The organism is Mycoplasma sp. 527 (assembly GCF_053851595.1).
On record NZ_JBSQAY010000002.1, the window covers coordinates 1 to 13,757 of the forward strand.

Genomic DNA, 13,757 nt, shown 5'->3' on the forward strand with positions numbered 1-13,757 from the left:
AGACTTACGCAAAGCGGATTTCTAAGTGCTTTTGCTCATAAAAATACAATAAAAAAACAAAAAACTTTTGTAAAAAATATATACCTTATAAGCCAAATATTTTGCCTAAAGAGGAGATTGCAAAACCAACCGTAATCTCAAAAAGAAAATTAGTAAATATGGGCGAATGTGTTGAACTTGATGGAACTATTCATTTTTATGTTGATCAAACCTTATGAACAATTGTTGCATGTATCGATGTTTCAACTTCAAAAGTTTTATCACTTTATTTTGATAAAAAAAGCGTAAATCAGCAAAGATTGATTAGTTAAGTCTCACCTTGCTTAAAAATAGTATAGTACTAAAATAAAAATGAATTAAGTTATAAAGAATGATTTGTCTAACCTTGCTTAAAAATAGTATAGTACTAAAATGTGTAGTTAACAATAATTCTCTTTTTAATAGTCTAACCTTGCTTAAAAATAGTATAGTACTAAAATAAATACAATTTTCAAAAACTTGCATAGTTAGTCTAACCTTGCTTAAAAATAGTATAGTACTAAAATCAATTGCTCTAAATTTATTTTTATTTGTAGGTCTAACCTTGCTTAAAAATAGTATAGTACTAAAATAAATTATCTTTTGTATTATAAGTAAATTTAGTCTAACCTTGCTTAAAAATAGTATAGTACTAAAATTAGAAAACGGAAAAATGAATAATTACAAAAGTCTAACCTTGCTTAAAAATAGTATAGTACTAAAATACATAATAATTATATCATACTTTTTAAAAAGTCTAACCTTGCTTAAAAATAGTATAGTACTAAAATTACGTACCTTACGTATAAAGATTATTATTAGTCTAACCTTGCTTAAAAATAGTATAGTACTAAAATTTAAGATATATGAATTTTCTTTTTTTTGTTGTCTAACCTTGCTTAAAAATAGTATAGTACTAAAATCAAATGCAAAGAGTTCAAAAAACTCACCATGTCTAACCTTGCTTAAAAATAGTATAGTACTAAAATCCCCTTGCATTAATAGATATATTAATGCACGTCTAACCTTGCTTAAAAATAGTATAGTACTAAAATTTTCTTCTAATCTTTTTAAAAAAGAATTAAGTCTAACCTTGCTTAAAAATAGTATAGTACTAAAATTTGTTTCTTATTAGTGTTTAATCTTCTATTGTCTAACCTTGCTTAAAAATAGTATAGTACTAAAATTTTCATCTCTTAAGCTCATAATCTAAACAAGTCTAACCTTGCTTAAAAATAGTATAGTACTAAAATGTCATTTTTGTATAAAAACGTTTAAATTCACATTAATTAGCATGAAAAATGAGCCACCAATATTTTGAACTTGTTTAAGTATACATTTTGCATAATTTCTAATAAAAAAACTCTACCATGAATAGAATAATTTATAAAAATTTATGACTCTTCTTATTTTTTCTAAATCTTCATTAATTGATCACATTAAATCTATTTCTCTTTGCGAAATAAGGCCAGTTTTAACAAAAGATTCTAAAATTTCTGTTTTTTTAGATAGCATCTGATTGCGCAATATCTAGCTTTTTGGTGTTTTACATTTTTTAAGCCGCCGATATTTCAAGAGGAAGCTTTTTACTATATGTTATATTCTCATACATTTGAATGTCATTTTCATTTAATTCAAAAGCTTTATATGTTTTATTGTCTATATAAAAATAGTATTGTCGATCTGCACCAATCAAAAAAGTTGCATCATTTTTTGGTGTAACTTTTTTGATTTTTTCATTTTTGTTGCGATTTAACATATCTCTTATTTTTCAAATCGTTCCTTTATATATACTCATACAGTTCCAAATTATATATAAAAAACTAGCTGTTGCTAGTTTTTGCGCACTTTTTCTTTTTCCTTCGTTTTGCCAGCCGACCGCGGGAGTTGCGCCTCTCTGCTCACAATATATCAATATTATATATCTTTTTTATGCATATATTAAAAATTTTTAGCGAATTGTTTTTAATTTATGAGAATTTTATATATTTTTTGCCTCATTTAAAACATTATTATTTTATGAATAACTATATATTAGAAATACTAAAAGAAAAAATAGAAAAAGAAGACGAAGCGTTTAGAAATTCTGATGAACGTAAGCAAAAAGGGGTATTAATACATTCATATATAACTAGAAAAATTAAACTAGAATTCGGGATTTTATGCATAAAAATTACCAAATATAAATACTATGATGATAATAAAGTTTTATTACATACTTATATATTTAATAAGAACGTATTTTTGAATGATAATTTCAAAAGAAGAGTTGATATTTCTTTATTGGAAAAAGGCAAAAAATGGTATTTAGATGGAGCGAATTTACGTGTTATTTCTATGAGATACAATATCTCAAAACCTTGATTTGTCATTATGTGAAGGCAGCAATTTAATATTAGTAAAAGAATTGAACAAAATAGATTAATTAAGAGTTTGGATAATTCTTCTAATAATACAATCTATATTAGTGTAGATGATACATATTTTAATACTAAACAAAATAAAAATAAAGTAAGTAAATTTAGAACAAGAATCATATTTTTTTTATGCTTGATAAAAACAAAAATATAATAAATAAGAATCATTTTTTTATCTTTTCAAGAACCCAAAAACAGATAAGTCTTGCATATTTAATTGAGCAAATAAATATAGTTATTAAAAAATATTATGATAAAAATTGCAGGCTAATTGTGCTTGGTGATGGGCAAAATGAATTTCAAATTTAGCAAAGAAAATAAAGGCTAAATACATATTATGTAGATTTCATCTATTTCAAAAAATTAATGCAATTTTTAATAATTCTGCTGAATTAAAGTATGGTTTAGAACAATTAAAGTCTAAAGAAAATCTAGATTTAAAACTTATTTTTAATAATTTTATGCACAATAAAAAATATGATGAACTTATTAATTTTATTTATAGCAATAAGAGGATAATCAAAAAATATTTAGGTTTAAATCGTTCCAACTTGTTATTTTCTTTGCGCAAATATATAAATAATAATTTTTATGGTCTAACAGAAATTAATGATAAAAATATTGGCTTTATTAATAATAACGCAAAAGCTTTTATATCGCATTTAATAAAAAAGCCAATTAACCAATTAAAAATGTATGAACAATATATAGTTTTGACGTGTGTTTATTAAAAATTTTGAATAATTTAAATAACTTTAAAATTGGTTGGTTATGGTAGTGTAGTAAATTTTGTGTAAATTTATCTGCAGTACCTTTAAAATATTTTAAATTATTCTATTTTTTGTTTTTATTGATTTCGAGCAAAAAGAAGAAATTGTAGTTATTAGCCTTTTTTCCCCTAATTTTTCTCCATTTTTTATTACATTTCTTTTTGAAATGTATTTAACTTCAATAGTTTGAGAACTATAAACTGCGCCACATAAATAATAGACTTGATTATCGATTGCGTTTTTAAACAACGTATTTTTATATCAGACATCAATTATTTTATTTTCCTCTGGAATGTCTAATGTTTTTTTAATTCTATTTAATTCTTTTTGATTGTAAATTTCTTCTAAAGAAAAATCAGATTTTTTATTGTTATCAAATGTATAGATTTTTGCATTTACCGGGATATAAGCATATTTATCTTTTCTTGTTTTATAAATCAATAGCGCAACCCAATTAAATGATTCTTTAAATGACTTGATATCATTTTTATTTAAAGCTACATTGTTAATATCTTTTTTATCACTAACTATTTTTAATTTTTTAACCATTTTGACTTTATTATTTTCAACAAGTAATAAAATTTGGTTATTTTTACAGAAATCTTTATACTCTTCTGAAATTAATTCACTATATGTTTTTTGTAAATCATTCATATAGACTTCAAAAGGACTTTTTTCACCTTTATATTCTAGATAAATATTTTTAAGTTTATTAAACTCTTGAGGGTGACTTCTGAACATTAATACATTATCGTGTTTATCTTCTTTTTCGAAGTAATCTTTCATATCATAGACACTTTTACGTTCAACTTTATAAATTATATTTTCATCATCTGGATCTTTGATAGAAGAGTATAAAGTTGCATTAAATAGTTCGATATTATGATCTTTCGTTAATTTTCTTGTAAATCTTACTTTAGATTTAATTTCTTGTTGTCTATTTTCGCCTATCGATTTTTTTACTTTATCTGTTATATCCTCGGTATTGACAGTTAAATCAGAACGCTTACAAATAAATTCACCAGTTTCTTTATCAATAATGTTGTTGTCTTTGTCAATGTAGTAGTTTTCCAAAATTGCTCATTTATTATGGTTCATTTTCATATTGTTTGCTGCAATTGCCAATATTGAAGCATCGATAGCATGGTGATCAAATTCATCACGGTTCTTTTTATCCAACTTCGCTAATTTTCTAATTATGCTTGTAAATTTACCTCTAATAGGTTTTATTGTGAATTGATTGTCATGATTTTTAGCATAGTTTGCTAAAATACTTAAAAATTCTTTACATGCATAACGCGTGTCGTTTAAATTTCTAGAAGCAAATTCTATTTCATCGCTTTGAGAAAGTGTGTCATGCAATAAATTGTTGCACTTTGCAATTAATTCATCGTATGTTTTAAATCAAGGTAAATCTTTGATCTTATCTTTTTTAGAAGTATATTTATCGGCTTTTGATCTTCAATGTACATATAACCATTTTTTTAGCTCTTCAAATTTTTCGGTTGATAAAAAGTCTTTAGGGACCTTATTTTTCTTTTGCCTATTTGACTCTTTTAGTACCAAAACCTTGTTTCTGATTGAATCGTCAAAACTTTTGCTTTGAGGAAGAATATGATCAATATCTGTATATCCTGGATCTTTATAAACTTTTCTTAAATCAATATCTTGAAGAGAATATAAATCAATTCCGTCCTGTTGTAATCATAGCAATAACTTTAATTTTGTATGATCTGAGCAATTTGAAATACTGAATGAATTATCCATAGTTCTTTCTTTTACTGCCACTTCAATTAGATCATTAACTTTTTTATTGTGTTTATTTTGAGCACTGATTTTTTTAGCTTCTTCTTCACCGTTTTTATCCCTTGGCATTTCTAGGCCAACTTTTGTGATTAAATATTTTTTTCCAAATTCTTTGATAATTTGGTTAAATACCTTAACGCTTTCTCTAATTGAACTTTTAACTGCTGGAGAAACAATTAAATCGTCTAAAAAATTGGCTTGTAAATATTTGCCAGTTTGTTCTTTTGAAATTAGTTTAATTTCATTTTCTTTATTATATTCACTAACTGCTTTATATAAATCACTCTCTTTATTTCATTTTAATGACTCTAGATTGGTAATTTCGTCAAACAATGCCTGCAACGTATGTTCAAAAACACGGTATGAAAGTGAATGTGTTTTATTACCTTTTAATTTAGAACTTTGAGCAATATCTTTTATAGTGTTCTGAATATCACTGTCATTTAATAAATATTTATTGAATACTTTAATACATTCTTTATCGTTTAACTTGTTAATACGGTCATCAATGCTTCTATTATAAAATATTGGTTGATATAACTTATCTAAGTCTCTTATTACATTGAATAAATTTTCACTGTTAAACATTGAAGCAATACAATTATTTTTTACAAAGATATTTAAAATTTCATTTGTTATATTTAGATTTCTATAATCGATATCTTCATTGCTAAAACTATTTGTAGTTAAATCATTATTAATTTTTTTCATTTCTTTAATAATTGATTTTTTATCTATGTTTTTAACTTTTTTATCGTTTTTAAATGAATTAAATCAATTTAAAATTAGATCTTTTTTAACTTGATTGTCTAGATTTATTTTATTCTGTGAATTTTCGTCAATATAAAAAGTTGTATTGTTTAAATTGTGTAATAAATTAAACATTTCTGCACTTGGCGTATTAATAGGCGCTCTATTGTCTTTTTTAAACACGCTACATTTTCCAGTGGTTTTTTCTCATATTACAGTATATTTTTGAATAACTTCACCATTTTCATCTCTTTGAAAAATTCCGTATTCACTCGGACTTTTTATATTGCCAGGCCCTTGTTCAAATGAACGTATATATTTAAATAAATTTAGATAATTATCACTAAATTCTTTAAATAATTTTTGATCATATTTTTTAGACTGAACTTCGAAAAGTTTTTCAAGTTCGGCAACTCATCTTTTATTAGTAAATAAATTACCTGTATTTGCTTCAATGTTTTTGACAAATCCGAATCTATCAAAGTATTTTTTTTCAATTTCGCTTGGATATTTTGAATCGTCTTTAAATTCGGCAAATGAACTGTTATTCTTATCGCCGCCTTTATTATCTTTGGTTTCTTCTTCTATTTCATAAAATACACCACGATTTTTTAAATAATCGTGTAGTATTCATATTAATTCTTCTGATAAAATTTCTTTTGATAATGCTTTGTATTTTAAATCTATAATATGTGGGTGTTTTTGTGAAGATTTTAAATAAATATTTAAAACATCTTCGACAGATTTTAAATCTAAATTAAACATTTTGCTATATTTAATAACTAATTTTGCATAAGCATTTTTCTTTAAAGCTTTTCTTCTTATACTTCTTCTAAGAGATCTATGAGCTCTTCTATCTTCAGCTAAATTAGGTTCATCAAACAATCTAGAACCTAGCGCAATAACTTCGTTAGTTTCATTATTAACAAGTGACCAGCCTACTGAACCAATCCCTAAATCTAGGCCTAATGAAACCTCAATTTTTTTATTATCTTGCATGAATTCTCCATTCTAAAAAACATATTTATTATAAATTACAAATATAAATATTTATTTTTATCATTAAAATTTAGCGAAAATTTGAAGATTTTATTATTGCTAATATTGCAATTTTAATACACTAAACTTTTATCTTAAATTTTCGAACCAAATGAGATTACACAAAATTTATAAAATAACTTTTTTTAACATTTACGTTAAATTGCAGTAAAATGAAAAAATTGTAATTTCATAAAAAAACTAATTTTATAATATAATTTTTCACCACAAAAAATTTATTTTTTTTCATACTTGTTAATTTTTTTAAAAAAACTCTTCTAATAAGTGTTTTTTTTATTGCTCCTTGAGTTTTTAATATAATTTCGTTTGTAAATTTAAATACTTTATATTAAAGAAAATCCACACAAAAAGGAAAACAAATGAAAAAATCAATCAGAAAGTTCTTACTACCTTCAGTTATAACTAGTGCTTCTATACTTCCGATGGCTATAGGTCTAATTTCTTCACAATGTACAACAGATTCCAATGTCGAAGCAATAAAAACCCAGGGCTATGCTGATGCTATGCAAAAACTAGCTAACAAATCAATCACTGTTGCCGGGGCATGATCAGACGCTCGTTTTTATGCTAAAGACCATGCTAATGATCTAGCAGTTATTGGAGCTACATCGCACATTTCAAATGATGGTGTTCAGGCGAGATCTGACTTAAAGCTTGGCGATATCAAGGCTCTTCAACAACTTTTAATTGCTGCAATAAAAGAATCAAACAAACAAGTAAAAGATAATAAAGATTCTAACAAAGAAAGCAATCTAACTTACTTAGATAAAAATAACAAGATCCAAAGTATATTCAAAATATACAACCATGATGGCTATGCTCCAGTTGGATTTGATGCAAATATCGTTTACAACATAAATGGAGATTCAAAAAAAGCCTATGAAGTTATTCCTAAGGGCGATAGTGAATATATTTCCTTTGATGAAAAAACAAATAAATTCACAACTGTTGATGAAAAGAAAAACCTTAAAATTCAATTCATTCCTTCTTCTGATGCCGCATTAGTACAAAAAGCAACAGAGAAACTACAATTATGAATAAAGGAAAAAGGAATCAAAAATATTGAAATTAGTGTTTCAAGTGATTACAATAGTGCTGCAACAGCTTTGAAAGCTAAATCGATCGATGTCGCCTTTCTACCCGTCGATACATGAGCTAAGCTATCCGGAGATTCTAGCTTTATTATTCAAGCTGGTAGAAATGTCCAAATTATTGACCCATATATAAGCAAGCAGAATCCATCAACACCTAAATTTAATGATGAAAAACTACTAGTTGAAGCATTTAATAACTACAAAATATTCAATAAAAATAATCTTTATATCAACAAGGAACCATCTAAAAATCCAAATTCAACTGCAAACGGATACAACGATGAATTAAAAACACATATTGATTCGTTGGCAACAGGAGAAGAACTTCCAACCGTTGGCTTCTATCGTTCATATATTTATGTTCGCAAAGATTCTGAAATTTACAAAATTGTTATTAAAGCCCTAAAAGAACAAGGTTCTAATTGAAAACTAAAATGATCAGAAGTAAGGGATTATGTAATTTATGGTTATACTTCAACAACATCAGCCGCCTCATATATATACCCTGAACAATGATTTAAAAAACATTTTGAAGGCTTTAAATCTTTCTTAGAATAATACAAAAACTTAATTTAATATAAAACTTAATTATGAATAAAAATCTAAAAATAAAAAGTATTAGCAACATACAACAAAATACTAATAATAATTGAAATATCAACTGAGATAATGTATCAAAAACATATCCTAATGGAACTAAGGGCTTAATTGATGTAAATCTTTCAATTAATCAAGGCGAGTTTGTTGCAATTATTGGTCTATCGGGAGCCGGAAAAACCACACTAATTAAAACAGTAAACAAAATAAATACCATTACCTCAGGAAAATTAACGGTTGGGCCTTACAATGTTAATGAATTAAAAGGAAAAAAATTAAGACAATTTAGAACAAAAATTGGAATTATCTTTCAAAATTATAATCTAGTTGAAAACATCACTGTACTACAAAATGTTCTCTCGGCAAGATTACCACAAATGAATTTATTTAGAGCGTTTTTTGGAATTTATAGTAAAAGCGATATTGAACTAGCATATCAATGTTTAGCAAAAGTTAATATTCTAGAAAATGCTTATGATTTAGCAAAAGATTTATCAGGCGGTCAGATGCAGCGTGTGGCCTTAGCACGTACTCTAGCCCAAAAACCAAAAATTATTCTTGCAGATGAACCTGTAGGGGCGCTTGATCCGATTATGGCTAAAAGTGTTATGGATGGTTTTTTAATAGCTAACAAATCTGAAAAAATTACCATAATTGCAAATCTCCATCATGTTGATCTAGCCCTACAATATGCAGATCGAATAATAGGAGTAAAAAAAGGCAAAATTATTTTTAATGATAGTTGAGATAAAGTTAATTTAGAACAATTAAAAGAAATATATGGAAAAAAATTGGAACAATTTGATGAAGAACAATTCAATGAAAACCGTAGAAAAAGACTAATTATTCAAAATGAAATTAAAGAAAAAATTAAAAAATTGGAAATCTAGAAATGGATAAACAGCAAAGCAAATCTAGCGGTCCTATTGAATATAAAAGCAAACTAAAATTATTTAGTGAATCAGTAACAAATTACTTTAATCCTAAATTCGTTGACATCAATGGCCAAAAGGTAACTAAAAAGTTCCCATGGTTCAAAATCTTGGGTGGTGCATTAATCTTTATTTTGGTTGTAATAATAATCGCTGCTATTAAACCTGATTTTCAAAACTGAAAAGCTTTTTGAAACCATATTTCGCACTTTTTTGAGACTAATAAAAAAGCGCAAATCGGAGCTGCAGAGTTCACGCCTTATGCAACCTTCTTGCGCAGCTTATCCTATTTATGAACCACTATTTCATACTCAATATTAGGCACTATACTTGGTATTTTTATATCAGTACCGCTAGCATTATTAAGCTCTAAAAATATTATTAAAGATAAATTAATTTATCTTCCCTTTAGAATAATAATGTCGATAATTAGAGCAGTCCCCCCAGTTGTATTCGCATTTATCTTTTTCTTCTTATTTTCAAAATCATTAGCGGCAATGTTTTCAATTGCTATATTTGTTAGCTCATTAATGACAAAATGATTATATGAAGACTTAGACACCTATGATACAAGTGCATTTCAGGGAGCGCAAGCAATTGGAAATAATAAAACTCTTGCCTTTAAAAGCGCAATTTTACCTTATTTAATAAAGAGAATTGTATCATATGGATTCTACTCATTTGAAATGGTTGTTAGATTTGCAGCTATTTTATCAATTGTTGGAATATCAACAATTGGACAACTTCTTTCTGACCAATACGCCATAACAGATAACCTATCGCATATGTCAATTGTTTTATGAGTGTTAATTGCCTTGATGATAGTAATCGAAGCATTAAACTATATGATTAAAAAATTCATTTTAGAATATTCTCAAAAGCACCCTCAAATTGATGAAAAACTTCCATTTGCAAAACAATTAGAACAGCTTAAAAAGCAAAAGTCAAAAATATATATATTCAAGATTTTTGTCATTATTCTTGTGTTTGCGCTTATCCTTGCTTCGCTAACACAAATTGAATGAAAAATTGGAAATAGTATAAAAATTAGCCAATTCAAAGATGGAATTAATAAGCTTTTCAATCCGGATTGATCATTGTTTGGTGGTAATTGAAAAACATCAAAAACAAGTGTTATACCATTAGGGGCTTCGGCTCTACTAGTGGCAATAGCTTCCTCAGTCATTGGTTTGTTTTTTGCACTAATATTAGGAATTCTCGCCGCAAAAAATATTAATAAGTATTTTTCTTACCCATTTAAATTGATTATTATTGTTATTCGTGCTATACCAGCATTCACTTTTGCCATTCTTTTTATAATCTTGTCAAAAGACTCAAAACTATTTGCCGGGGTCTTGGCACTGGGGATACATTCAATTGGTATGCTTGGAAAACTAATTATGGAGTCAGTTGAAAAAATTCCACACAAGGTGTTTCAATCCTTAGACTCACTAGGCGCAACATGATTTCAAAAAGTCAAATTTATTGTTATTAAATCAATATTACCGCAATCTCTGTCTAACTTCTTATATAGAGTTGAAATTAACTTCAAAAGTACAGTAGTAATTGGCGCCGTAGGAGCTAGTGATTTTGGTTTCCAAATCAGTACATACTCATCCAAAACTGAAGACTGAGACAAGCTTTCATCATACCTAATTTTTACCATTATTGTATTATTGACAATTGAACAAATTTCAAATATCATTCGCTCAAAACTAACAACTGGATACTTCTTTGGCCAAGATGTTTGGTTTAAAAAACTGATTAAGCAAAATATGATTATTAAGTCGCTTGCCGTCGCTCTTGTGAACAATGAGGAATTCAAAAATGAAACAAGATATGCAAAATATATGATTGCAAAACACAAGAAGGATCAATTATTTATATACAATTATTGATTAAAAAATGATTTAATTCCAGATGAAAAAAATTATAAAAGACTAATGGCAAATAAAATAGACTATTTAAATCAATATAAAAAAATATTAGTTAAAATTAAAAATGATGTTAAAAATGTTTATAAAACAACATATATGCGAACAATTCAAAATCTAGCAAATATGAAAAACTGATTCAAGAAATCTAAAATAGCCAAAAAATCCGCCAAAATTGCGGTTGATCATTATTTTGACAATTATTCATTAACGGTGGCCTAAATTATGGAAAATATGAAGCAAAAATTTATTAAATTTTGAGAATATCTAGAAAACGCAAATAATATAACATTATGTACTCATGTTGAACCAGATGGTGATACCCTAGGATCTGCAGTCGCTCTCAAGCATCTTATAAAAATAAACCTAAAAAATAAGAATGTAAGAATTTCTGGCGGCGATTATCCAAGAAACCTATTGTTCTTGGAAGATGAAAAAATTTCATTAGTTGATAATGACTTTTTTAATAACTCACTAAAGGTGGTTGTTGATACATCTACAAAGAATAGAATCTTTGATCAAAGAGTCAAAACCGAAGAATCAATTAAAATTGACCACCATCCTTTGAAAGGCAAATGATTATTTGAAATTGGTGGTGATTTTTGACCTGCAACCGGACAAGTAATGACTAAACTTGTTATGGAACTAAATTTAAAAACAGACAAAAAAGTTCTCGAAGGCCTTGCTGTGGCAATCATTACTGATACTGAATTTTTCAAAGAGAGAAATGTTACCCAAGAAACCTTTAAATGTATGGAATTTTTATTAAAGGAAGGTCTAGATTATAATCTTTTACTTAAAAAAATGCAACTTAATGCGGAAGAAAACAGATTCATTTTTAATGCAATAAACAATTCCCAAAAAGAAGGAATAGTTACATATATGATTGTTGATCAAATTGTTTCAAATGATATCGCAAGACCTCTTGTTGCTAAATTTGCAGAAGTATCTAACACCGAAGTTTCACTAGCATTATTAAAACGAAAACAGGGTGATTATCGCTGTGAAATTAGATCAAAAACTACTTATGATGTATCAAAAGTTGCAAACTATTTTCAAGGCGGTGGGCACTTAAACTCATCTGGATTTATTCAACAGGATTTAAATAAATTGCAAGAAATAGTTAACTTTATAAACAAACATTATTTAATATAAAAAATAAGAGTTAGGGGTGCATTAAACCTCTAACTTTTTAAAATATTAAAATATAATTTTAAGTACTAATATTTTATCTAAAAGGAAATTGTTATGTTTAAACCAATTGAACCATATAAAACTGGTTTTTTAAAAGTAAGCGATATTCACTCTATATATTATGAAGAAGTAGGTAACCCAAATGGTCAACCAATTTTATTTATACACGGTGGTCCAGGAGGTGGCATTTCTGAATCAAATCGCCAATATTTTGACCCAAATCATTACCGAATTATTTTATTCGATCAAAGAGGTTGCGGCAAATCTATGCCATCTGCCGAAATAAAAGAAAATACTACACTAAACTTAATTAGCGATATTGAAGAGTTGCGCAAAAACTTAAATATTGATAAATGGATACTTTTTGGTGGTTCATGAGGATCCTGTTTGTCACTTATTTATGCCATTAATTACCCTCAAAATGTATTGGGTATGATTTTGCGAGGTGTATTCTTAGGGCGCCAAGAAGACGATTATTACCTTTATCAACAGGGTGCTTCTTTCTATTTTCCTGAAGCATATGAAGAATTTTCCAACTTTATTCCAATTGAAGAAAGACATAATTTAATCAAGGCATACCACAAGTATCTAAATAGTCCAAATATTGAATTAGCATACAATGCAGCATACCATTGAGCTAAATGAGAACTCGGGCTTATAACGATGAATCCACTAACAGAAATAGAAGAAATTTTATCTAATCAGAAAAGCAATTTAGAATTAGCTAGACTTGAAAATCATTATTTTATTAATCATATTTTTTTAGAAGATAACTATATATTAAAAAATATTGACAAAATTCAAAATATTCCAACAATAATTATTCACGGTAGATTTGATATGGATTGCAGACCAGAAGGCGCTTACCTTTTACATAAAAATCTAAACAAATCAAAGTTAAATTTTGTTATTGCAGGTCATTCCTCGAAAGAAGAAAAGATTGCCGAAGCACTAGTTAATGCTACAGAAGAATTTAAAAATTTGCAATAAATAATTCATAGACTTTGAAGGCAAAAAACATTCAGAAAATACGCCTGAATGTTTTTTTACAAAATCTCATTTAAGTTTTTCATCTAGATTAGATTCAAAAAAATATTTTAAATAAATTGAATCAAAATTTTTTAAGTTTTTAAGGGCGAAATAAAAAAGACAATAAAACCTACAAGTGTTAATATTAGTAAGATCA

General features: G+C 26.8%; 11 protein-coding genes and 1 CRISPR repeat array. Of the genes, 8 read left to right on the forward strand and 3 right to left on the reverse strand.

Features of this window, described 5'->3' with window-relative positions; genetic code table 4:
• Positions 1 to 101: 101 nt before the first annotated feature.
• Entirely contained in the window at positions 102 to 311 is a 210-nt protein-coding gene (locus ACWXVQ_RS01130) for a hypothetical protein (RefSeq protein ID WP_455966411.1), read from the forward strand.
• A CRISPR array of direct repeats spans positions 312 to 1,271; the repeat unit is 36 nt; unit sequence GTCTAACCTTGCTTAAAAATAGTATAGTACTAAAAT.
• Positions 1,272 to 1,383: 112 nt separating this feature from the next.
• Here the strand turns inward: ACWXVQ_RS01130 and ACWXVQ_RS01135 are convergent.
• A complete protein-coding gene (locus ACWXVQ_RS01135; RefSeq protein WP_455966410.1) occupies positions 1,384 to 1,533 on the reverse strand; it encodes a hypothetical protein in 150 nt (49 codons plus the stop codon).
• Positions 1,534 to 1,573: 40 nt separating this feature from the next.
• Positions 1,574 to 1,816, reverse strand: coding sequence for a hypothetical protein (locus tag ACWXVQ_RS01140; protein WP_456013264.1), 243 nt, complete (start codon positions 1,814 to 1,816; stop codon positions 1,574 to 1,576).
• A 221-nt stretch (positions 1,817 to 2,037) separates the two neighbouring features.
• Here ACWXVQ_RS01140 and ACWXVQ_RS01145 point away from each other — a divergent pair, with 221 nt between their 5' ends.
• Both ACWXVQ_RS01145 and ACWXVQ_RS01150 read left to right on the forward strand, forming a co-directional pair.
• Complete coding sequence (locus ACWXVQ_RS01145) at positions 2,038 to 2,589, forward strand: hypothetical protein (protein WP_456013265.1); 552 nt, start codon at positions 2,038 to 2,040, stop codon at positions 2,587 to 2,589.
• Positions 2,590 to 2,695: 106 nt separating this feature from the next.
• Entirely contained in the window at positions 2,696 to 3,166 is a 471-nt protein-coding gene (locus ACWXVQ_RS01150; protein ID WP_456013267.1) for a hypothetical protein, read from the forward strand.
• A gap of 93 nt (positions 3,167 to 3,259) precedes the next feature.
• Here ACWXVQ_RS01150 and cas9 read toward each other — a convergent pair whose 3' ends face one another.
• Complete coding sequence (cas9, locus tag ACWXVQ_RS01155) at positions 3,260 to 6,760, reverse strand: type II CRISPR RNA-guided endonuclease Cas9 (protein WP_456013269.1); 3,501 nt, start codon at positions 6,758 to 6,760, stop codon at positions 3,260 to 3,262.
• 419 nt (positions 6,761 to 7,179) lie between these two features.
• Between cas9 and ACWXVQ_RS01160 the strand changes: the two genes are divergently transcribed.
• The 5 genes from ACWXVQ_RS01160 to pip all read left to right on the forward strand — a co-directional run bounded on the left by ACWXVQ_RS01160 (position 7,180) and on the right by pip (position 13,561).
• A complete protein-coding gene (locus ACWXVQ_RS01160) occupies positions 7,180 to 8,472 on the forward strand; it encodes a hypothetical protein (protein WP_456013271.1) in 1,293 nt (430 codons plus the stop codon).
• 32 nt (positions 8,473 to 8,504) lie between these two features.
• Positions 8,505 to 9,401, forward strand: a complete 897-nt coding sequence (gene phnC, locus ACWXVQ_RS01165) for a phosphonate ABC transporter ATP-binding protein (protein ID WP_438340433.1) — start codon at positions 8,505 to 8,507, stop codon at positions 9,399 to 9,401.
• A 2-nt stretch (positions 9,402 to 9,403) separates the two neighbouring features.
• A complete protein-coding gene (locus ACWXVQ_RS01170; RefSeq protein ID WP_456013273.1) occupies positions 9,404 to 11,599 on the forward strand; it encodes a PhnE/PtxC family ABC transporter permease in 2,196 nt (731 codons plus the stop codon).
• Positions 11,600 to 11,602: 3 nt separating this feature from the next.
• On the forward strand, positions 11,603 to 12,532 hold the full coding sequence (locus ACWXVQ_RS01175) for a DHH family phosphoesterase (RefSeq protein WP_456013275.1): 930 nt from the start codon (positions 11,603 to 11,605) through the stop codon (positions 12,530 to 12,532).
• Positions 12,533 to 12,625: 93 nt separating this feature from the next.
• A complete protein-coding gene (gene pip, locus ACWXVQ_RS01180) occupies positions 12,626 to 13,561 on the forward strand; it encodes a prolyl aminopeptidase (protein ID WP_456013277.1) in 936 nt (311 codons plus the stop codon).
• Positions 13,562 to 13,757 lie beyond the last annotated feature (196 nt).